Raw genomic sequence first — 20,495 nt, 5'->3', positions numbered from 1 at the left:
CGCTCAATGCGGGTCCGCGGCGAAGTAGGCGCGCAGCTTGTCGGCAAGCTCCACGAACACGGGATCGACGCGGGTGCGGCTGCTGCGCGGGCGCGGCAAGGGCACGTCCACCACCTCGATGATCGAACCGGGGCGGGGCGAGAACACCGCCACCTTGTCGGCGAGGAGAAGCGCCTCCTCGATGGAATGGGTGACCAGAACCACCGTCTTCGCGCTCGCCTGCCAGATGCGCAGCAGTTCGAGATTCATGGATTCCCGCGTCAGCGCGTCGAGGGCGCCGAAGGGTTCGTCCATCAGCAACACGTCGGGATCGTGCATCAGCGAGCGGGCGATGGCCGCGCGCTGGCGCATGCCGCCGGACAATTCGTCCGGATAGCGGTCCATGAATTTTTCCAGGCCGACCAGCTGGAGCAAATCCTTGGCCCGCGCCTCGGCTTCCTTGCGGTTCAGCTTCAGCACTTCGGCGGGCACCAGCACGTTTTTCAGAATCGTGCGCCAGGGCAGCAGCACCGGGGTCTGGAACACCAGGCCGGTGTCGCGGCGCGGGCCGGTGATGGTGGTGCCGCGAATGGCCAAGGTGCCGGAAGAGGCCTTTTCCAGCCCCGCGATCATGCGGAGCAAGGTGCTTTTCCCGCAGCCCGAGGGGCCGATGATGCATACGAACTGCTTGTCGTCGATGTCGAGCGAAGTTGCGCGCAACGCCTCGATGACTTCGTTGGACCGGGACCGGAAGGTCTTGCTGACCTCCCGGATCGCGATCGCGGGCGCGGCGTGCCCGCTCATTTGTAGTCCTTCGCCTGGGCGATGATCGCCTTCTTGTCGAAGGCATTGTAATATTCGACGAACTTGTTGGTGTAATAAGTGCTCACGTCCGGCTTCGACTTGATGAGGCCGGCGTTGTAGAAGAAGTCTTCCGTCTGGATCCATTCTTCGCGGGTGAAGGCGCCGAAGCGGGGATCCGTGCGGCCGTCGACCTTGTATTTGGCGAGGCGGGCCTGAAGAATGTGGATGGCTTCCTTCAGTGCCTGGTCTTCGGGAATATTGGTGGGCTTGGAGGCGGGATACTTCTGCCAGTGAATGCGCACCGCCGCTTCCGGATTGGCGAGCGTGAACTGGGTGCCCATGGCGATGCCGCGGCCCATCTTCTCGGCGACGGTCGGATTGGCGTTCACATAATCCTCATTGCCGAGCAGCATCAGGCTGAGCAGCTTGGAGGTTTCCACCGTCTCGAAATGGCGGAAGGCGAGGCCGTAATTCTCCAGCTGGGCGTAGCTCCAGTCCCACAAGGCAAGCGCGTCCACGCGGTTGGCCTTGATGGCGGCGGCCGCCTGGGCGCCAAGGCCGATGGGCAGCCATTTCACGTCCTTCTCGGGATCGAAGCCGATGGAACGCAGCATGGCCTTGGCCACCGGCACCGCGCCGCTGGAGAGGCTGACCACGCCGATGGTCTTGTCCTTCAAGTCTTTCAGCTGGGTGATGCCGCTGTCTTTCAGAACCGCGATCGTATAGATCGGCTCGCGCACATGGTTATAGACCGCGATGATCTTGGCGCCGTCCTGCCGGCCGAAGAGCAAGGCTTCGGGGCTTGCCATGGTGAATTCGGCGGTGCCTGCGATCACCAATTGGGCGGCGGCGGTGGACCCGCTGAAGGGCGAGACCTCCACGTCCAGCCCCTGCGATTTCCAGAAGCCCAGCGTCTCGGGAACCGAGGAATGCGGGGCCTCGGCCACGGTGGGGCTGGGCGAGGTGAGCAGATAGCGCACCTTGGTCTGGGCGGAAGCGGGCAGGCAGGAGGCGACGAGCAAAAGGCCCGCAGCAAGACGTGCGTGAAGCGAAGACATTGTTGCTTACCTCTGGATGCGTTCTTTGACGCTGGTTTATTCTAGAAAACTAGTCATCTAGATTTGTGTCAAGGTGCTATTTTCACCTTGCCTGCCTGTTTCGCAGGCGGCGCCCGCCAAATCGGGGGCAAAAGCGGCGCTGCCCCTAGGAAGCGCGTGCTCCGTCGCTCGATGGGTGCTCGCCAATCAATTGAAAAATATAGATCTTACGCATCAAACGAAAAGAGGAGGCGACGGGTGTCGCCTCCTCCAGGAAAAATCACGGTCGATTGCGATGGCCCGGCGCGGCGCGCCCGCCTGCATTTTCATCAGGGCGACACGCCGCCCCGGACATGTGGGGGAATGGCTAATGCGACAAGCCTCCGCCCAGATAGGCTTCATGGACATGCGGGTCCTCGATCAGCGCCTTGCCGGTGCCTTCCAGGGCCATGGTGCCGGTTTCCAGCAGATAGGCATAGTCGCACATTTCCAGCGCCGCATAGGCGTTCTGCTCCACCATCAGCACGGTGGTGCCCGCGGCGCGGATGGTCTGGATGATCGCGAACACCTGCTCGACGATATTGGGCGCGAGCCCGAGCGAGGGCTCGTCGAACAGGATCAGCTTGGGTCGCGACATCATCGCCCGGCCGATGGCCAGCATCTGCTGCTCGCCGCCGGAGAGCGTTCCGGCAATCTGCCGGCGGCGCTCGGCCAAGCGCGGGAACTGCTCGAAAATGTGCGCCATGTCGGCGGCGATCGCCTTGCCGTCGGAGCGCAGGAAGCAGCCCATCTCCAGGTTTTCGGCGACGCTCATCTGGCCGAACACCCGCCGGCCTTCCGGGCAGTGGGCGATGCCCTTGGCGAGAATGCGCGCCGGGGAGGCGCGGGTGATGTCCTCGCCATCGAACAGGATCTGCCCGCTTGCCGCCGGAACGAGGCCCGAGATGGAGCGCAGCGTGGTGCTCTTGCCCGCGCCATTGGCCCCCACGAGGGCGACCATCTGCCCGCGCTCGACTTTCAGGGAAATACCCTTGAGGGCCGTGACCTTGCCATAGCGGCAGACGAGGTTGCGGATCTCAAGCATGCTTCACTCCCTGGCCGAGATAGGCCCGGATCACTTCGGGGTCGTTCTGGATCTTGCTCGGCGGCCCCTCGGCGATGATTCGGCCGTGGTTGAGCACGACGATGCGGTCGGAAATGCCCATCACCATGGGCATGTCGTGTTCCACCAGCAGGATGGTCACGCCGCGCGCGCGGATCTTCTGGAGGATCTTGATGAAATTCGCCGTCTCGGTGGCATTCATGCCCGAGACCGGCTCGTCCAGCAGCAGGGCCGAGGGATTGGCCGCCAGCGCCAGGGCGACGCCCAGCAGGCGCTGGTCGCCATAGGGCAGGCTGCCGCCGAGCTCGTTCGCCTGGTGCGCGATGCCGACCACGCGCAGGATCTCCCAGGCTTCCTCGCGCAGCTTCTCTTCCTCCCGTTTCTCCTTGGGCAGGCCGAGCAAGGTGCCGAAAAGCGATGCGCGGTTGCGCCGGTGCAGGCCGATCAGGGCGTTCTCGAACACCGTATTCTTGTCGAACACGCTGGTGCGCTGGAAGGTGCGCACCAGACCGAGATTGGTCACCTGGTGCGGTTTGAGGCCGTTGAGCGAGGTGCCGCGAAACGTCACCTGGCCCTTGGTCGGCCGCAGAAACCCGGTGATGACGTTGAAGGCGGTGGTCTTGCCCGCCCCGTTGGGGCCGATGAGGCTGACCAGTTCGCCCTCGCGCACGTCGAAATTCATGTCGGCGATGGCGACCAGCCCGCCGAAATGCACCGCCACATGCTCGATGGAAAGGGCGATCTTGGCTTTCGTGAAGGCGTTCATGCCTGCTCCCCCTTCCCGGTCAGAGCGAGGGACGCGGGGGCCGACGGGGGCCGGGAGAACCAGCGCTCGATCGCCGGCACGATGCCCTGCGGCAGGATGAAGACGATCAGGATCATCAGCACGCCGTAGAGGATCCACTGCACCTCCGGCCCCACATATTCACGCAGCAGCACCGGCGCGATGCCGAAGATGAGGCCGCCCACCAACGGGCCGGCCAGCGTGCCCTTGCCGCCGGTGATCACCATGATCACCATGGTGACGGTGTTGAGGAACATGAAGATCATGGGATCTATGATCTGAAGATAATGGGCATAGAGCCCGCCCGCGGTTCCCGCCATGGCGGCCGAGATGATGGCCGCGAGCACCAGATAGCGGGTCACGTCGATGCCCACCGACATGGCCAGGGATTCATTCTCGCGCAGCGCGATCATGGCGCGTCCGTAGGGCGAGTTCACGATCCGCTTGATGATGGTGTAGCCGAGCGCGATGAAGAACAGGACCACGTAATAATTCTGCCACTTGGCCCAGAGCGTCACATATCCGGTGAGGTCGGAGCCGAGCGTCAGCGGCGGAATGCCGGGAAGGGCCAGCGGGCCGTTGGTGAGTTCCACCCAATTGAGGGCGACGAGGCGCGTCACCTCGGCGAAGCTCACCGTCACGATGACGAAATAGGCGCCGCGTACGCGGAACGACAGCCGGCCGATGATGTAGCCGCATAGGCCCGCGATCAGCGTGCCGAGCAGCAGCCCCACCACCGCCGGCCATTGCCCGTGCACGAAGGTGTGGCCGAACAGCGTGACCTCGAAGCCGAGCGTGGTCAGCGCGCTGACATAGGCGCCGATGCCGAAGAAGGCGACATGGCCGAGGCTCAATTGCCCGGTATAGCCGAGCAGCAAATTAAGGCTGAGGGCCGCCAGGATGAAGATGCCGGAAACCACCAGCGTATGGAGGAAATACTGGTCCTTCAGCCACAGCGGGACGCAGGCGAAGAAGAGAATGACGAGATAGGGAAGAAGGCGTCTCATCCGATACGCTCCACGCGCGCGAACAGGCCGGTGGGCCGGAACAGAAGAACCAGGATGATGATGATGAAGCCCATGGCGTCACGGTAGCCGGAGGAGATGTAGCCGGCGCCGATCTCCTCCACGAAGGCGAGGATGAACCCGCCGATGGTGGCCCCCGAGATGCTCCCCAGCCCGCCGAGAATGACGATGGCGAAGGCTTTCAGCGAGGCGAGATCGCCCATGGTGGGCGTCACCACGAATACCGGGCCGAGCAGGGCGCCGGCCGCCGCTGCAAGGCTCGACCCGAGCGCGAAGGTCATGGTGTAGACGAGGTTGATATTCACCCCCATCAGCGCCGCCGTACTGCTGTCCTGGAACGTGGCGCGCATGGCCTTGCCGAGCTTGGTGCGGTTGATGAGTGCGTAGGTCGCCGCGATCAGGGCCAAGGCGAGGCCGAGCACCAGCAGGCGCAGCCAGGAGAGCGAGACCGGGCCGATCACCAGCGGCTCGGTGGGCAGCGGAGAAGGAATGGACTTCGCGACGCTGCCCCAGGTGAGCGTCTCCACATTCTGCAGGACGATCCAGGCGCCGATCATGAGCAGCATGGTGGTGTCGATATCGGCGGTGCGCTTGGGCCGCAGCAGGATCAATTCGATCAGCGCGCCCAGCACCAGGCCGGCGAAGATGGCGAAGCCGATGGCCAGGAAGAAGTTGAGCCCCAGCATGCCCGCCACGAAATACATCATGTAGGCGCCGAGCGCGTACAGTTCTCCGTGGGTGAAGTTCACGACGCGCATGATGCCGAAGATCAGCGTCAGCCCGATGCCCAAGAGGGCATAGGTGCCGCCCATGATGAGCGCATTGGCGAGATGTTGCAGCAACTGGTCCATGACCGCTCCGACTGGGGGCTTCGCCGCACCTCGCACGGGCGCGCGCACGAACGCGCACGACGCGGGCAAAACCCATTGAACGGGAGAAGCTGAGGGAGGAGGAGGACCGACCCGCCGTCAATTTCCCACTGAAGGTATCCGGCATCCTTGACTGCGGAACAGCGGCGCCGGTTATTTGTTTTTACTTTCCGCGCGGGATTCGTGCGTACAGGGTCACCCCGCCGAATGGCGGCGGAACCCGACAGAAAACCTCGAAGAAAGCTCGCTTTTCGCATTGTCCCGTAAGGGGATGCTAAAACGTATTATTATTAGCACAATAATACGAGTGGCCGCGCGGATTTCAAGTCCCGCAACGGCATGGACACGCAATTCTACGCCGAAGCGCGCGCCGCGCCAGGCATGCGGAGAATCTCCGCGGGCGAGGCGCCGACAATGGCGGCATAGCGGCCCGCGTCGGTGGCCCCCTCGGTGTTGATGACGAACACGCGCGATGTCTCGTCGAGGCCGATCGTGGCGCGCATCTGCGCGTCGCTCGCCACTTGAATGAGGCCGGCAAGACCCGCCCCGCCGCTCTCGCCCGAGACGATTGCCGGATCTCCCGGCAGGGGACGGGCGAAGCGGCGCATCACGCCCTCCGCGTCCGCCTCGTCCACGGTCATGAAGGCGTCGGCGGCCCGCGAGAGGATGCGCCACGCCACGAGGGACGGCTCGTAGCATTCCAGCATTGCCATGATGGTGGGTTCGCCGGCCGCGATCTTCATGGATTGCCCGGCCTTGGCGCTCTCGAACAGGCAGGCGGCGCGGGCCGGCTCCACCACGATGAAGCGCGGGCGCGCCTCCCCGTAGATCACCGCGAGATGACCCGCCACCGCCGCCGCGAGCCCGCCCACGCCGGCCTGCATGAACACATGGGTCGGCTTTTCCGGCATCGCGGCGAGGGCCTCGCGGATCATGGCGGTATAGCCCTGCATGACAAGGCCCGGGATGCGCTCGTAGCCGGGCCACGACGTATCGGAGACGACGATCCAGCCTTCGGCGGCGCATTTGCGCGCGGCTTCCTCCACCGCATCGTCATAGGTGCCGGGCACGTGGATCATCCGGGCGCCGAAGCGTGCGATGGCCTCGACCCGGTCGGGGCTGACGCCGGAATGCACGAAGATCGCTGCAGTTGCCCCCACCAATTGCGCCCCCGCTGCGACCGAGCGGCCGTGATTGCCGTCGGTGGCGCAGCCGACCGTCATGGTCTGCGCGATGGCGCGGATTTCGGGGGTCAGCAATTCGGAAACGTCCACGGCGCGGGCGAGGCGCCGGCTCGCCTCTTCCAGCACCAGGCGGATCACCGCATAGGAGCCGCCCAGCGCCTTGAAGCTGCCGAGCCCGAGACGGGTGCTCTCGTCCTTCACCGCGATGGCGGCGACCTGCAACTCGCGGGCAAGCGCGGGCAGGGCATAAAGCTGCGTCGGCACATGCTCGGGCCGGTGGGCGAGGAACCGTTCCACTTCGTCCGCCGCCGCGATCGACAGGCAGTCATCGTCCTGGGGATCCAGCGCGCGACCGTGATCGGAATGTGCATTGAGAATAAGCATGCCGCGTCCTTGTGCTCTCCATGCAACGTTAGTGTGCGTGGACAGGGTGCGGCGCTCTAAATGTCGGTCGCGCATGCAATCTTGTTGCGTTTGGCGCTGGGCAAGATGCGTTTTCGCTTGTCGCGGAAACCGGGCAGCACGGAGAGGTTGCCGCGAGGAAGCCTCGCCCAAAAGAAAACGGCCGGCTCTTTCGAACCGGCCGCCAAAGTTCAGACTGCGTGACGTGATGGTTTCACTTCTTCTCCACGCCGCACCAGTCGTAGATGCTCAGCGCCATGACCTTGATGGCGGTGATGTAATCCTCGATCGACACATATTCGTCGTTCGAGTGCATCACGGCGGTGGAGCCTGGGCCGAAGATCACGGTCGGCGTGTTGGCATAGAGGTTCAGGAAGCGGGTATCCGCCGCGCCCTGCCGGCCGGAGATGATCGGCTGGTGGCCGGAAATCTCAGTATAGGTCTTGGAGACGATGTCGACGATGGGGTGATCGCGGGGGATCTCGGAGGCCTCCGCGTCATAGCCCACGAAACGCACCACCGGGGGGTGATCCTTCATCCAGGGATCGCGGGCGGCATGCTCGGCGATCTTCTTCACCAGGCTCTGCTTGACGCCCTCGTGGTCCTCGCCCGGCACGGTGCCGATCGAGCCCTTGAGCAGGCAGGTGGCGGGGAAGGCGCTGGGATAATTGCCGGCCTGGAAGCTGCCGACGATGCAGGGCAGGGAATCCAGCGCATTGGGATAGAGCGGATGGGTGACGGTCGCGACGCGCTCGTCCTCCAGTTCCTGCACCGCGGCGGCGATCTTGTTGCCGAGCGTGATGCCGGAAATGCCCTTGTAGCGCTGCTGGATGCCGGCCGGCTTGCCGTTGATCTCGATCTCGAACCAGATGCGGCCGATGCAGGCGGGCTGCACGTGAAGATCGCTGGTCTCGCCGGAGATGCCGGCATCCGCCTTATAGCCGCGGATCACGGTGTCGAGCGTGCCGTGGCCGCTGACTTCCTCGTCGATCACGACGTTGATGTACACGTCGCCCTTGGGCTGGAGGCCGAGTTCCTTCATGAACTCCACCGCCATGATGTGGCTGGCGACGCCGCTCTTCATATCCGCCGAGCCGCGCCCGTAGATGCGCCCGTCCCGGATCAGGCCGGACCAGGGATTGTCGCTCCAGCCTTCGCCGTTGCCCACGGGGATCACGTCGGTATGGCCGTTGAGCAGCAGCGAGCGCCCGCCGCCGGCGCCCTTGAAGGTGGCGACGATGTTGGGGCGGTTCTCATAGCCACGATCGACCGGGCGATAGCCGGGATGCTTCTTCAGCTCTTCCCAGTCGGTTTCCCACATGTCCACGTCGAGGCCGATCTTGGTCATGTAGTCGTTGAGGAAGGCCTGGATCGCGGCTTCGTCGCCGGTCACGCTCGGGATGGTGATCATCTTCTGCAAGAACGCGATCGCCTTGTCGCGGTTGGCGTCGATCGTGTCCAGAAGGGCCTGACGGTTGGGGTCGCTCATTGCTCTGTCTCCGGAAGGTCTCGTTGCGCCGGCTCGCGGCGATGTCCCGATGCAAAAGAAAACGCCCCCGGGACCGGCCCGGGGGCTTGAGGCACCGCCTCAGAGGGCCTTGAGGCGGGGAATGATTTCCTTGGCGATCACCTCGACCTGGTCGGGGCGATACTTGTAGGGAACGAAGATGATCTTCTGCACGCCGGCGTCGATCTGCTCCTGAAGCTGGGCGACGCACTCATCCACATTGCCCATGATGGCGCTCTCGCGGGTGCAATCGCTATAGGCCGGGAAGTCCCATTCCTTGTTCAGCCAATCCATCATCTCGTCCTGCACGGCCGCGCGGGAATCGCCGACCATGATCGGAAGCTGGGAGGCGTTCAGCAGGGCGTCCGGGTCCTTGCCGCCTTCTTCGGCGAAGTTGCGCATCTTGGCCCAGGACTTCTTGAAGTCTTCGGGGCGGTAGAAATAGGTCAGCCAGCCGTCGCCGACGGTGGCCGCGCGCTGCAGCACCTTGTCCACATAGCCGCCGATCAGGATCGGCATGCGCGGCTGCTGGTAGGGCTTGGGATACATGACGGCGGCGGAGATCTTGTGGAACATGTACTCGCCGTCCACCTTATCCTCGGTGAACAAACGGTTCAGGATCTCCAGATTCTCATCCATGATCTTGCCGCGCTTCTCGAACGGGATGCCCATGGCATCGAATTCGCGCTTGTACCAGCCGGACGCCATGCCCATGACCATGCGGCCCTTGGACAGCTGATCCATGCTGGACAGCTGCTTGGCGAGCGCCACCGCATTGCGCAACGGCAGGACCAGGATGCCCGTGCCGAGCTTGATGCGGGTGGTGCGGGCGGCGATGGCGGTCAGCACCGTGAGGGAATCGATGATCGGAAAGTTCGGCTCCACGCCGAGCAGCATATGATCCCACACCCAGATGGAATCATAGCCGAGTTCCTCGCACTTCACGCCGTATTCGACGAGGCCGGGCGCATCCGGCATTTCCGGATAAGCGGTGAAGTTCCGCGAGGCGATCCCGAAGGTCTTGGACAGGATGGTCATTCTTGTTCCTCCATTGGCCTTTTCAGGCAGTGAACAGGCGCTCGGGATCGAGCATCCGCAGGGTCGACAATTCGTGTTCGGTGGGCGGCTCGGTGACGGCGTTCTGGGCATCGAACACCAGGTCGAAGCCGGTGTTGTCCTGCACTTCTTCGCGGGTCACGCCAGGATTGAGCGCGAGCACCTTCATGCGCCGCTCGGCGTCGTCGAAGCCAAACACCGCCAGCTCGGTGATGACGCGGAACATGCCGCCCGTCGGCAGGCCGCTTTCGGCGCGCGAGGTGCCGCCGCGGATGAAGCCCGGGCTGGTGATGAAGTCCACATGCTCCACGAACCGCCGCTTCTCGTGCTTCATAGCGACGATCATGTTGGTGAGGGAGGAGATGTCGTTGCCGCCGCCGGTGCCGGGCAGGCGGGTCTTGGGATGGGCGGGATCGCCGATGAAGGACGAGTTCAGATTGCCGAACTGGTCGATCTGCGCGCCGCCCATGAAGCCGATGTCCACATAGCCGCGCTGGAGCAGCAGCAGCACGTCGGTGGAGCCGAGCACCATGTTGGCGCGCTTGGTGCAGCGCTGGTCGTTGGTGGAGGGCGGCAGCTTGCCGGGCTCCACGAACGCACCCACCACGCCGCCCTCGAACAGGATGGTGAGGCCGGGGCAGCGCAGGCGCTGGGCCAGCGTCGCGGCGAGCAGGGGAATGCCGACCCCGGCGAACACCACCTGCCCGTCCTTGAGCTGGCGGGCGCTGAGGATGGCGAGAATTTCGGTCGCCGTGTAGCGATGCGCCTCAGTCATTGTAGATGCTCCGTCCGCGCTGGCTGGCTTCCAGGATTTCCTCAAGGCCGATGAGCGAGAGGTATTCGTTCCAGGAGGCGGGGCCGTAGACGTATTTTTCCAAATATTCGCGCATGCCTTCGACGGGCGCCTTGTTCACCTGCGCCACATATTGCGACATGTGCTTCATCATCGGCTCATACAGGCCGTAGCATTCGTGCGGCGCCGAGCCATAGGGCACTTCCACCACCGCATCGACGCAGAAGAACGGGATCTTCGTCTGGTCGGGCGCCCGGCGGATCTGGTCGTTGGAGACGATGCGCTCGGTGGTGAGGATCACCCGCTTCGCCGCCATGGCAAGGTCGATGTCCATGAATTGCAGCCCGTCCATCTGCGCATTGCCGTAGGCGTCGCAGCGCTGGACATGGATCAGCGCCACGTCGGGGTTGAGGGCGGGAACCAGCAGCAGCTTCTCGCCGGTGAAGGGGCAATCGATTTCTTTGGCCTCGGGGCGAATGCGCAGCACGTCCGAGCCGAGCATGGAGCGGATCGGCAGGAAGGGCACGCCCATACCGCCGGCGCGGAACCGCATGCCGACCGCCATATGGCTCCATTCCTCGTACGTGGCGCTCCCGCTCTCCACATGGTGGCGCAGCACCTTGGAGAGGCCCCACAGGATGCCCTGGGCAAACCAGCTGGTGATGATGTGGTCACAGATGCCGGAGCCGAACAGCAGATCCCCGTCCGTGGAAATGATGCTGCGCGAGCAGGTGAGGCCGGTCTTGCGGGCGCGCATGAGCTGCCAGATCATCGCCATGGGCGTGCGCGACATGGTGGAGCCGCCGAGGCCCACACTCGCGCCGTCCGGCACGAAGGAGGCGGCTTCCTCCAGCGTCACCACCTTCTCGCGCAGGCTCTTGTCCCGCTGCGAAAGGTCTTGGCGCAATTGCGCATAGGGCGTCACGCCTGATGCCGTCACCTTCGTCTCCTTTTTGTCCCTGGAAGCTTCTGCTTTGCTAGGAGGCGCTTACTTCCGCGTTGAAGTCTTCGATCAGCCGGTCGTAGACCGGCAGCTGGGCGGCAAGGTCGTCCCAGAAGGATTGATGCTTGCGGCGCTCGAAATCCTCGAAGGCGATCCCCTGCTGCTCCACCCAGGTGTAATAGCCGAGGTTGAAGATGCGCCGGCGGTCGCTCTCGCGCAGCTCCAGCAGGTCGGCGGTGGAGGCGGCCTCAATGGCGAACGTAAAGCTTTCGGCCGCGTCCACCTGATCGAAGCGGCCGCCATAATGCTTGGCGAGATAAGCGTCCCGCTCGGTGGCATAGAGGCCCGCACCGTCGGTGGCGATGGTCACCACCACGTCGTCCGCGCCATAGCGCATGTATTTCGCGAGCTTGATGGCGGCGACGATGTTCGCGAGACCGGAGATGCCCACATTATCGAAGGCGGCGATCAGCGCGGGGTCGATGTTCTTGCGGTCCGCAAGATAGGCCCGGCCGACCTCGGTGCCGAACAGCAGGTTCAGCCGGTCGCTGGCGCGGTCCGAGACCGCGACCACGAAGTCCGTGTTCATCACATTGTGGATGAGTGGGATATGCTTGTCGCCGATGCCCTGGATATTGTGCTCGCCGTAGCCGTTCTCCAGCATGGTGGGGCATTCCAGCGCTTCCACTGCCGCGATCCGCGTGCCGTAGAGGGCTTTGAGGTGATCGCCTGCGGCAATCGTGCCGGCGGAGCCCGTTGCCGAGACGAAGGCGGCGAGGCGGCGCGTGGGCGCGCCGGCCTTCAGGCTCTCGAACACGCTGGCGCAGGCGGCGCCGGTGGCGGCGCGATGGACCATGTAGTTCGAATAGGCCGAGAACTGGTTCAGGATGACGTTGCTTTCATCCTTCTGCATTTCATTGCAGGCGTCGTAGATTTCCTTGACGTTGCTTTCCGTGCCCGGGGTGCGGACGATGTGGGCGGGGTCGGAGACCCACTTCTCCAGCCAGTCGAAGCGCTCCTGGCTCATGCCGGCCGGCAGCACGGCGACGCCGGCGCAGCCGATGATGCGCGACACCGCGATGCCGCCCCGGCAATAATTGCCCGTGGACGGCCACACCGCCTTGTGATGGGAAAGATCGAACGCGCCGGTGACGAGCTGCGTCACCAGGCCCGCATAGGCCGGCAGCACCTTGTGGGCGCCGATCAGCGGGAAGCGCGCGCCGAGCAGTACCACGATCGGCGCGGCGACGCCGGTGAGGGCGCTCGGCAGCACGATATGATCGGGCACCGAAACCATGCCGCGCCCGTCGACGGCGTTGTTCCAGTGGATGCGCCACAGATTGGCGCCGTCGGGCGCATTGCGGTCCACGTCCGCCAAGGCGGCCATACGGGCGGCGGGAATGGTCGAGGGATCGGCCAATTGGCCGAAGGTCGGCAGGCTCAAGCCCGCATCCCGCATATGCCGGATCGCGGCCTGCCGCTGCTCAGCATTGACGATGCCCGGAACCGATCCGGGTACGTGCGCTGCACTCATCTCAAGGAAACTCCCCCGCCGAAACGGATCTGGCGACCTAAGGTCATATTATCATACTATTATTAGTACAATACGCTTGGGGAATGGCAAATCTTTTTTGCGGGGAAACCGGCGTCCAGGCGTGTTTTCTTAGCCCTGGGCGGCCATCTGCAAGGCGGTCGGGGCGTTCACATTGCGGGCGCGCTCGCCATGCAGCGCCGGTGCGTCGTCATAGAGCGTGGTGCGCATGCGCGGCGCCCGGCCGGCGGAGCGGATGATCATCTCCATGGAGCGCGGCGTCATCTCCTGCCCGTGGCTTGCGCCGGCGGAACGGGAGATGGTCTCGTCCATGAGCGTGCCGCCGAGGTCGTTCACCCCGGCGGCGAGGGCGAGCTTCACGCCCTCGGGCCCGAGCTTCACCCAGGAGGCCTGGATATTGGTGATGTGCGGATGCAGCGCGAGCCGCGCCACCGCATGCATCAGGATCGTCTCGCGCAGGGTCGGCCCCTTGCGCGAGCGCCCCTTCAGATAGATCGGCGCTTCCATGTGGACGAACGGCAGCGGCACGAATTCGGTGAAGCCGCCGGTCTCCATCTGCAGATCGCGCACGCGGATCAGGTGGCGCGCCCAATGCTCATAGCGCTCGATATGGCCATACATGATGGTGGCGGTGGAGCGCAGGCCGAGGCCATGGGCGGCGCGCATCACGTCCAGCCATTCAAGGGTGTTGATCTTGTCCGCGCACAGATGGGCGCGCACCTCGTCGTCGAGGATCTCCGCCGCCGTGCCGGGCAAGGTGGAGAGCCCCGCCTCCTTCAGGGCGGCGAGGAATTCGGGAATGCTCACGCCGAGGGTTTTCGCGCCCTGGCTCACCTCGAGGGGTGAGAAGGCGTGCATGTGCATCTGCGGCACCGCATCCTTCACCACCTTGCAGAGATCCAGATATTTCTGGCCGGTATAGGAAGGGTGGATGCCGCCCTGCATGCACACTTCGGTGGCGCCGCGCGCCCAGGCCTCTCGCACCCGGTCCGCCACTTCCTCCATTTCGAGGTCATAGGGGCGGCCGCGCAGGTTCTCGCTCAGCTTGCCCTTGGAGAAGGCGCAGAACTGGCATTTGAAATAGCAGATGTTGGTATAATTGATGTTGCGGGTGACGACATAGCTCACGCTGTCGCCGTTCACTTTGCGGCGCAGGTCGTCGGCGGCGCGGCATACGGCGGTGAACCCCTCGTCGCGCGCCCGGAACAGCCGCACGATCTCGGTTTCCTCCAGCGCGATGCCGGACACCGCCCGGTCGAGAATGCGGGTGAGCGCGCCGTCGGTGCTGGCGGGGGCGGAAGGCTTCAGCAGCGCGCCTTCCTTGGCCGGCAGGCGGTCGGTGGAGCCAGGGCACCAATCGTCGGCGCGCGGCCAGCCGTCGCCGTCGATGAGGTCGAGCAGCTTGGTGCGCAGCCCCTCGTCGACCCAGCGGCGGGACTGGGCGGCGAAGGCAGGATAGATGGCGAGCCGTTCGGTCAGGATCTTGCCGGCGGCCTTGGTGGCGGAGTCCAGCACCCGCAGGTGGGGCCAGGGCGCCTCCGGGTTCACATGGTCCGGCGTGACGGGGGAGACGCCGCCCCAATCGTTGATGCCGGCGGCCACCAGCTTGCTGAGCGCGCCGGGGCTGAGGTTGGGCGGTGCCTGGATGTTCATCTCCGGCGCGAACAATAGGCGCGCCATGGCGATGGTCCACACATGCTCGTCGAGGGTCGGTGCCTCCACATGGGCCATGCGGGTGCCGGGCTTGGGACGGAAATTCTGGACGATGATTTCCTGGATGTGCCCGTAGGTGTCGTTGAGATCGCGCAGCGCCAGCAGCGCCTCGATGCGCTCGGCCCGCGTCTCGCCGATGCCGATCAGAATGCCGCTGGTGAAGGGCACGCCCTGTTCACCGGCGATCCGCATGGTCTCCAGGCGCGCGGCCGGGATCTTGTCGGGCGAGCCGTGGTGGGCCGCGCCCTTGGCCAGCAGGCGCTCGGAGGTGCTCTCCAGCATGATGCCCTGGGAGATGGAGACCCGCCGCAGCGCCGCCACGTCCTCGGCGGTCAGCAGGCCGGGGTTCACATGGGGCAGAAGGCCGGTTTCGCGAAACACCAAGTCCGCCATTTCGGCGAGATAGGAAAGGGTCGTCGCGTGGCCAAGCTCGGCCAATGCGTCGCGCGCGAACTGGTAACGCAGCTCCGGCTTGTCGCCGAGGGTGAACAGCGCCTCCTTGCAGCCCGCCTTCTGGCCGGCGCGGGCAATCGCCAGAACCTCGTCGCGGGAGAGGAAGGCGCGCTCGCCCTTTCGCGGGGCATGGGCGAAGGTGCAGTAATGGCACACGTCGCGGCACAATTGAGTGAGCGGAATGAAGACCTTGCGCGAATAGGAGACATAATTGCCGTGGGCCGCGTCGCGCCGCTGCGCCGCCGCCGCCAGCAGCGGGGAAAGATCGCTCATGCCCACCAAGGCGAAAGCCTGTTCGGGGGCGAGGCGGGCGCCGGCGGAGAGGTCGGCGAAGACGGAGGGCGTAATCATAGGGACAAGGGCTCCTCAAGCGGCGAGGGCAGGGGCTGAGCCACGCCGGGGCGGGCTCGCAAAGGAACAGGCGAAAGCCCGGCGGGCAGGGCGGCGAGGTCCGCGCTCACGTCGATGTCGCGGCCGAGGCCGGGCAGATGCAGCACGCGCGGATCGCGGCCGGCCGTCCGCGCGCTTTCCAGGTGGCGGGCGAAGCTGGAGGGTCCGAAGCTTGGCGCCATGAGGGCCGGCGGGCAGGCCGCGAGCAGATTGGTGCCGCCGTCGCGGGTCGCCGGCACGAGCACCACCGAAGTGCTTTCCAGCGCGTCGACGACCGCATCCAGTTCCGCCCGCGTCATGCCGGGCACGTCGCCGGGCACGACGATCACCCCGCCCTTGCCGGCGCGGTCCAGCGCAGCCATGCCGGCGCGCACGGCGGCGTTGGTGCCATTCTCGACCGCATCGGGCAGCACATGGGCGCAGAACGCGCGGGCGAGCGCCATGGCGTCCGGATCGCCGGTGACGACGAGGATGCCGGCCAGCCCCCGGCATCCGGCAAGCACGCCGAGCACCTGCCGCAGCATCGCCTTGGCGAGCGCCGCGCGCTCGGCGGGCGAAAGCTCGGGGGCAAGGCGGCGCTTGGCGAGCGCGAAACGCTTCACCGGCACCAAGGCCCACAGGTCGCGGGGCGCGCCGAAATCACATGCGGGAACATGCCTGTTCATGGGCCCACCGCCTCCCGGTCGGCATGGATGACTGCGCCGGCGGCGGCCAGCGAATCGGCGAAGCGCAGCACGTCCCTTGCCAGGCGGATGCTGTCCTCGGCGGTCTTCATCAAGGTGGGGACGGCGGCGATGGGTGTCGAGATGCGGGCGCGCTCGTCGCCGTCCGCGACATCGATCACGAGGCCGTCGATCAGCGTGTCGTAATGGGCGGCGATGGCGGCCGAGGTCGCCGGGACCTTAAGCTCCGCCATGATCTTGGCCGTCGGCCCCTTGATCGCCTGCCCGCCGATGATGGGCGAGACCGCCACCACCGGCGCGCGCACGGCGGCGAGCGCGGCGCGCAACCCCGGCAGCGCGAGAATGGGATCGATGCTCAGATAGGGATTGGAAGGGCAGAGGACGACCGCCCGCAGGTCCGGCGCGGCGAGCGCGGCCAGTACCTCCGAAGTCGGGCGCGCGACGTCGGCGCCCGCGAAGGTGAAGCCGGTGACGGCGGGCGCGCAGCGGCGTTCGACGAAATAGCGCTGGAACGGCAATATGCCTTCGTCCGTATGCACCAGCGTGCGCACGGGCTCCTCGCTCATGGGCAGCAGGCGGGCGGCGATGCCGAGGCGTGCGCGCAGCGAATCGGTGATCTGGGTGAGGCTTTCCCCGAGCCGCAGGCGGCGCGTGCGCTCCACATGCAGGGCAAGGTCACGGTCGCCCAGCAGGAACCAGGTTTCCCCGCCCAATTCGCCGAGCGCGGCCATGAAATTCCAGCTCTCGTCCGCCCGGCCCCAGCCGCGCACCTCGTCGCTCAGTCCGCTCAATTTGTAGAGCACGCTGTCGAGGTCGGGGGAAATGGCAAGCCCGAGATGCTCAAAATCGTCACCCGTGTTCACCACGAGCGAGACCGCCGCGCCGAATTCCCGCTCCAGGCCGAGGGCGAGCTTTGCGCCGCCGACGCCGCCGCACAAAGCGACTATGGAACCGGAGCCGGGAGGGGGGAGGGGTGCATTCATCGGAACATGTCGCGTTCGCGGGAGCGGATGAGGGCGGCGGCGGGCCGTTCGGGCGCGGCGCGTCGATAGCCGCGCACCAGCACCGCCGGCAGGCCCTCGTCGCCCTGGCCCATGAGGAGGGAAGCGGCGGCGGCAAGTTCGTCCGCCACCGCGATTTCGGTCACGCGCATGGCGCGGCCGAACAGGTCCGGCGCGCCGACCATGTCCACCAGCGCGGGGACGCCGGCGGCGCCGAGCGCGACGCCCACCACCCCGTTACGCCAGGGCCGGCCGAAACTGTCATTGATGACGACGCCGGCGCGGACGCCGAAGCGGGCATCGAGGCGTGCCTTCAGGGCGGCGGCGGAGCCGTCGGGATCGCGCGGGAGCAGCAGCACGCGTGCGCCGTCCGTATGGTCGATGTTCGATTCGTCCACGCCGGCATTGGCCATGACGAAGCCGAGCTTGTGCGCGACCACCAGCACATGGGACCCCTCGCGCACAATCTCCGAGGATTCCGAAAGCACCGTTTCCACATGGCGCGGGTCCTTGCGCAGGCGGGCGGCGATCTCGATCGCGCGGGGCGAGGGGACCACGTCGGCGAGCGCCAGATAGCGCCCTTCCGCCTTGGAGACGATCTTCTGGGCGACGACGAGGATGTCGCCCTCTTCAAGGCCGAGCCCGCTCGCCTCCAGCGCCGCGCCGAGCAGGCCGGCGAGGTCGTCGCCGGGCTCCACCAGGGGGATCCCTGGCACGGCATGGAGTGAAAGCGCGGGCGCGGCCATCACGGGGTCAGCCGACGGCGGGAATGTCGAGGCCGGTGATGCGGATGCCCGCGCCCGGCACTTTGTACCGCCGGTTGATGCCGATCAGCACGGAGGTGAGCGCCTCGGCGGCAGCGGAATTGGCGAGCACGCCGCCGTCGATGCCGCGCGTCGCGATCACGCCGGCAAGAGCGATCACCTGGTCGCGGGCGTCCTTGTCATTGCCGAACACCAGCACGTCGCAATCCACCTTGCCGCCGCCGTGCAGCTTCGTGGCCCCCACATTGTGGAATGCGGAAACCACGCGCACGCCTTCGCCCAGCAGGCTCTGGGCGATCTGCGCGGCCGACCCTTCGGGGGGCAGCTGGACCGTGGAAACCTTGGGCGGCACCAGAGGCACGGCGGCATCCACCAGGATCTTGCCCTGCACCGCGTCGCGCACGTCCAGCAACGTGGCTTCGTGGCTTGCGAACGGCACCGCCAGAACGATGATATCGCCGGCGCGCGCGGCGCCCGCATTGTCGTCGCCACGGGCCGTGCCGCCGAGGGCAACTGCGGCTTCGGCGGCTTTTTCGGCGCTGCGCGAGCCGATTACCACGTCATAGCCGGCCGCCGCCCAGGACTTGGCAAGGCCGGAGCCGAGATCGCCCGTTCCCCCGAGGATGGCAATGGTGGGCTTGGCGTCGCCGGACATGGGCTCTGTTCCTGATTTTAGTGTTGAATCAAATTGTTGGCGATTTCGCGCACGGCGTTTCGGCCAGGGAATTCGATCTCGATGAGGCAAATGGTGCTATAAACAGAATGATAAGACAACTCAATTCTTCAATCGCCCTTTCGGGTCCACCGGCAACGGCGCCGGAAGCTCGAAAATCCAGAGCCGGCGCCGCTTTCCCGGCAAACGAAAGTGCCGTTGCGACCGGTGCTGGAGCGGCCGCGTCAAAAAAATGCTGCGCCCCGCGGAGCGATTGCGCAAGAGAGCCTTGACAGAAGGAGTTTTCCTATCTGATGGTATATAGAATGATTGGTGCCCGGGGCTGATTTCGGAAAGTGTCCGATCCGCTCCCGCGCCCTTCATGCGCGTTATGTGGGCCTTCCGCGCATGTTCATCGCAGCAAGACGATGCCAGTGCTTCAACAACGAAAAATAACCCCCTCCAGAGGATAGGTGATATGGCGAAGCTGAAATTCGGATTTCTGACATCTGCCGCCTGTGCATTGGGATTATCCGTGGCCTTCGCCTTGCCGGCGGCTGCGCAGGACATTTCCATCGGCGTGAACATGCCGCTCACCGGGGCGTTCGCCGCCTCCGGCAATTTCGTCGCCGACGGCGCCAAGCTGGCCGCCGAGGAGATCAACGCCAAGGGCGGCGTGCTGGGCAAGAAGCTCAACCTCATCATCGAGGACAACAAGAGCAATCCCACCGAAGCCGCCGCGGTCGCGGAAAAGCTGATCGTGCGCGACAAGGTGCCGGTCATGCTCGGCGCCTGGGGCTCCAGCCTGACCCTCGCCGTCATGCCCAAGCTGATGCAGTACAACGTGCCCATGGTGGTGGAGACCTCCTCCTCCTCCAAGATCACGGTTCAGGGCAATCCCTATGTGTTCCGTATTTCCGCGCCGTCCTCGCTGGAAGCGCAGAATTTCGCCAAGGTGATCGACGGCTTCAAGATCAAGAAGGCCGACTTCCTGGTGGTCAACAATGACTGGGGCCGCGGCACCGCCAGCGACTTCTCGGCCATGTTCAAGGACAAGGGCATCCAGGTCGGCGCGGTCGAGACCATGGATCAGGGCGCGCAGGATCTCAGCGCCCAGCTCGCCAAGATCAAGGCGTCGGACAGCGACACCCTGATCGTCACCACCGCCGTCGAGCAGCTGACCCTGGTGCTGAAGCAGGCCCAGGCGCTCGGCCTCAACAAGCAGATCATCACCACCGGCGGCTCGCAGAGCCCCGACCAGCTCGCCGAGCAGGCGGGCACCGCCGCCAACGGCACCTATCACCTGCTGTTCTTCACCCCCTGGTCGCCCGATGCGACGCCGTATCCGGAGCGCGCCAAGGCGTTCGTGGAAGCCTGGAAGAAGAAGGGCTATCCCGCCGCCGGCCTCACCGAGAGCTTCCGCGGCTATGACGGCATCACCGTGATCGCCGCCGCCATCGAGAAGGCCGGCGCGGCCGACCCGGCGAAGATCACCGAAGCCTTGTGGAAGGTGGAAGTGCCCGGCCTCAACGGCAAGATCGTGTTCGCCAAGGCGGGTCCCGAAGGGCGCGAGAGCGGCCAGAGCAGCCCGGCCACGTATGTCGTGAAGATCGTCAACGGCAAGGTCGAAGTGGTCCATTGATCCGGGAGGGGCATTGAACCCCCGCTCCTTCCGGCTGGGTGGGGCATCGGCGGGCCAGCGCCTGACACCGTCGATGCCCCATCTTTCCCCGGCCGCGCACCGCGCCGGGCGGTTCTAAAATCGGACGTTCCCGGCCATGATGCCGCCGGGGATCCGGCGA

The 20,495-nt window shown here is 65.5% G+C and carries 18 protein-coding genes; 1 reads left to right on the top strand and 17 read right to left on the bottom strand.

Annotation, left to right across the window (positions count from 1 at the left end):
• Nucleotides 1–3: 3 nt before the first annotated feature.
• The 17 genes from V5F84_RS20355 to npdG form a co-directional block, all read right to left on the bottom strand.
• Nucleotides 4–783, bottom strand: coding sequence for an ABC transporter ATP-binding protein (locus V5F84_RS20355; protein WP_394041905.1), 780 nt, complete (start codon nt 781–783; stop codon nt 4–6).
• Complete coding sequence (locus V5F84_RS20350; RefSeq protein ID WP_394041906.1) at nt 780–1,841, bottom strand: ABC transporter substrate-binding protein; 1,062 nt, start codon at nt 1,839–1,841, stop codon at nt 780–782. The genes V5F84_RS20355 and V5F84_RS20350 overlap by 4 nt, the downstream gene beginning before the upstream one ends.
• A 346-nt stretch (nt 1,842–2,187) precedes the next feature.
• Entirely contained in the window at nt 2,188–2,904 is a 717-nt protein-coding gene (locus tag V5F84_RS20345; protein WP_394041908.1) for an ABC transporter ATP-binding protein, read from the bottom strand.
• A complete protein-coding gene (locus V5F84_RS20340; protein ID WP_394041909.1) occupies nt 2,897–3,688 on the bottom strand; it encodes an ABC transporter ATP-binding protein in 792 nt (263 codons plus the stop codon). Before V5F84_RS20340 ends, V5F84_RS20345 begins: the two co-directional genes overlap by 8 nt.
• On the bottom strand, nt 3,685–4,713 hold the full coding sequence (locus tag V5F84_RS20335; RefSeq protein WP_394041910.1) for a branched-chain amino acid ABC transporter permease: 1,029 nt from the start codon (nt 4,711–4,713) through the stop codon (nt 3,685–3,687). The genes V5F84_RS20340 and V5F84_RS20335 overlap by 4 nt, the downstream gene beginning before the upstream one ends.
• A complete protein-coding gene (locus tag V5F84_RS20330; RefSeq protein WP_394041911.1) occupies nt 4,710–5,582 on the bottom strand; it encodes a branched-chain amino acid ABC transporter permease in 873 nt (290 codons plus the stop codon). Before V5F84_RS20330 ends, V5F84_RS20335 begins: the two co-directional genes overlap by 4 nt.
• 371 nt (nt 5,583–5,953) lie before the next feature.
• On the bottom strand, nt 5,954–7,168 hold the full coding sequence (locus V5F84_RS20325) for a diaminopropionate ammonia-lyase (protein ID WP_394041912.1): 1,215 nt from the start codon (nt 7,166–7,168) through the stop codon (nt 5,954–5,956).
• A 232-nt stretch (nt 7,169–7,400) separates the two neighbouring features.
• Nucleotides 7,401–8,675, bottom strand: a complete 1,275-nt coding sequence (locus V5F84_RS20320; RefSeq protein ID WP_394041913.1) for an ArgE/DapE family deacylase — start codon at nt 8,673–8,675, stop codon at nt 7,401–7,403.
• Between the two features lie 99 nt (nt 8,676–8,774).
• Entirely contained in the window at nt 8,775–9,731 is a 957-nt protein-coding gene (locus V5F84_RS20315) for an LLM class flavin-dependent oxidoreductase (RefSeq protein WP_394041914.1), read from the bottom strand.
• 22 nt (nt 9,732–9,753) lie between these two features.
• Nucleotides 9,754–10,524, bottom strand: coding sequence for a CoA-transferase subunit beta (locus V5F84_RS20310; protein ID WP_394041915.1), 771 nt, complete (start codon nt 10,522–10,524; stop codon nt 9,754–9,756).
• Complete coding sequence (locus V5F84_RS20305) at nt 10,517–11,482, bottom strand: CoA transferase subunit A (RefSeq protein WP_394041916.1); 966 nt, start codon at nt 11,480–11,482, stop codon at nt 10,517–10,519. The genes V5F84_RS20310 and V5F84_RS20305 overlap by 8 nt, the downstream gene beginning before the upstream one ends.
• A 37-nt stretch (nt 11,483–11,519) precedes the next feature.
• Entirely contained in the window at nt 11,520–12,929 is a 1,410-nt protein-coding gene (locus tag V5F84_RS20300; RefSeq protein WP_394041917.1) for a pyridoxal-phosphate dependent enzyme, read from the bottom strand.
• 219 nt (nt 12,930–13,148) lie between these two features.
• Nucleotides 13,149–15,554, bottom strand: a complete 2,406-nt coding sequence (gene cofH / locus V5F84_RS20295; protein ID WP_394041918.1) for a 5-amino-6-(D-ribitylamino)uracil--L-tyrosine 4-hydroxyphenyl transferase CofH — start codon at nt 15,552–15,554, stop codon at nt 13,149–13,151.
• Nucleotides 15,551–16,258, bottom strand: a complete 708-nt coding sequence (gene cofC, locus V5F84_RS20290; RefSeq protein WP_394041919.1) for a 2-phospho-L-lactate guanylyltransferase — start codon at nt 16,256–16,258, stop codon at nt 15,551–15,553. The genes cofH and cofC overlap by 4 nt, the downstream gene beginning before the upstream one ends.
• Nucleotides 16,255–17,259 (bottom strand): 2-phospho-L-lactate transferase, encoded by a 1,005-nt coding sequence (gene cofD, locus V5F84_RS20285; protein ID WP_394041920.1) that lies wholly within the window; start codon nt 17,257–17,259, stop codon nt 16,255–16,257. The genes cofC and cofD overlap by 4 nt, the downstream gene beginning before the upstream one ends.
• Nucleotides 17,256–18,023, bottom strand: a complete 768-nt coding sequence (gene cofE, locus V5F84_RS20280) for a coenzyme F420-0:L-glutamate ligase (protein ID WP_394041921.1) — start codon at nt 18,021–18,023, stop codon at nt 17,256–17,258. Before cofE ends, cofD begins: the two co-directional genes overlap by 4 nt.
• Before the next feature lie 7 nt (nt 18,024–18,030).
• Nucleotides 18,031–18,696: an NADPH-dependent F420 reductase gene (npdG, locus tag V5F84_RS20275; RefSeq protein ID WP_394041922.1), complete on the bottom strand. Its 666-nt coding sequence runs from the start codon at nt 18,694–18,696 to the stop codon at nt 18,031–18,033.
• A 475-nt stretch (nt 18,697–19,171) separates the two neighbouring features.
• Here npdG and V5F84_RS20270 point away from each other — a divergent pair, with 475 nt between their 5' ends.
• Complete coding sequence (locus tag V5F84_RS20270; RefSeq protein ID WP_394041923.1) at nt 19,172–20,335, top strand: ABC transporter substrate-binding protein; 1,164 nt, start codon at nt 19,172–19,174, stop codon at nt 20,333–20,335.
• Nucleotides 20,336–20,495: the final 160 nt, after the last annotated feature.

Source organism: Roseixanthobacter liquoris, from assembly GCF_043195135.2.
In the GTDB taxonomy this organism is placed as follows: domain Bacteria; phylum Pseudomonadota; class Alphaproteobacteria; order Rhizobiales; family Xanthobacteraceae; genus NCEH01.
Note: the sequence above shows the minus strand (reverse complement) of the source record. Positions and strands in the feature narration are given on the sequence as shown.

Coding starts and splice junctions, on each gene's coding strand:
- V5F84_RS20355 (WP_394041905.1), bottom strand. CDS start 783: ATGAGCGGGCACGCCGCGCCCGCGATCGCGATCCGGGAGGTCAGCAAG.
- V5F84_RS20350 (WP_394041906.1), bottom strand. CDS start 1,841: ATGTCTTCGCTTCACGCACGTCTTGCTGCGGGCCTTTTGCTCGTCGCC.
- V5F84_RS20345 (WP_394041908.1), bottom strand. CDS start 2,904: ATGCTTGAGATCCGCAACCTCGTCTGCCGCTATGGCAAGGTCACGGCC.
- V5F84_RS20340 (WP_394041909.1), bottom strand. CDS start 3,688: ATGAACGCCTTCACGAAAGCCAAGATCGCCCTTTCCATCGAGCATGTG.
- V5F84_RS20335 (WP_394041910.1), bottom strand. CDS start 4,713: ATGAGACGCCTTCTTCCCTATCTCGTCATTCTCTTCTTCGCCTGCGTC.
- V5F84_RS20330 (WP_394041911.1), bottom strand. CDS start 5,582: ATGGACCAGTTGCTGCAACATCTCGCCAATGCGCTCATCATGGGCGGC.
- V5F84_RS20325 (WP_394041912.1), bottom strand. CDS start 7,168: ATGCTTATTCTCAATGCACATTCCGATCACGGTCGCGCGCTGGATCCC.
- V5F84_RS20320 (WP_394041913.1), bottom strand. CDS start 8,675: ATGAGCGACCCCAACCGTCAGGCCCTTCTGGACACGATCGACGCCAAC.
- V5F84_RS20315 (WP_394041914.1), bottom strand. CDS start 9,731: ATGACCATCCTGTCCAAGACCTTCGGGATCGCCTCGCGGAACTTCACC.
- V5F84_RS20310 (WP_394041915.1), bottom strand. CDS start 10,524: ATGACTGAGGCGCATCGCTACACGGCGACCGAAATTCTCGCCATCCTC.
- cofH (WP_394041918.1), bottom strand. CDS start 15,554: ATGATTACGCCCTCCGTCTTCGCCGACCTCTCCGCCGGCGCCCGCCTC.
- cofC (WP_394041919.1), bottom strand. CDS start 16,258: ATGAACAGGCATGTTCCCGCATGTGATTTCGGCGCGCCCCGCGACCTG.
- cofD (WP_394041920.1), bottom strand. CDS start 17,259: ATGAATGCACCCCTCCCCCCTCCCGGCTCCGGTTCCATAGTCGCTTTG.
- cofE (WP_394041921.1), bottom strand. CDS start 18,023: ATGGCCGCGCCCGCGCTTTCACTCCATGCCGTGCCAGGGATCCCCCTG.
- npdG (WP_394041922.1), bottom strand. CDS start 18,696: ATGTCCGGCGACGCCAAGCCCACCATTGCCATCCTCGGGGGAACGGGC.
- V5F84_RS20270 (WP_394041923.1), top strand. CDS start 19,172: ATGGCGAAGCTGAAATTCGGATTTCTGACATCTGCCGCCTGTGCATTG.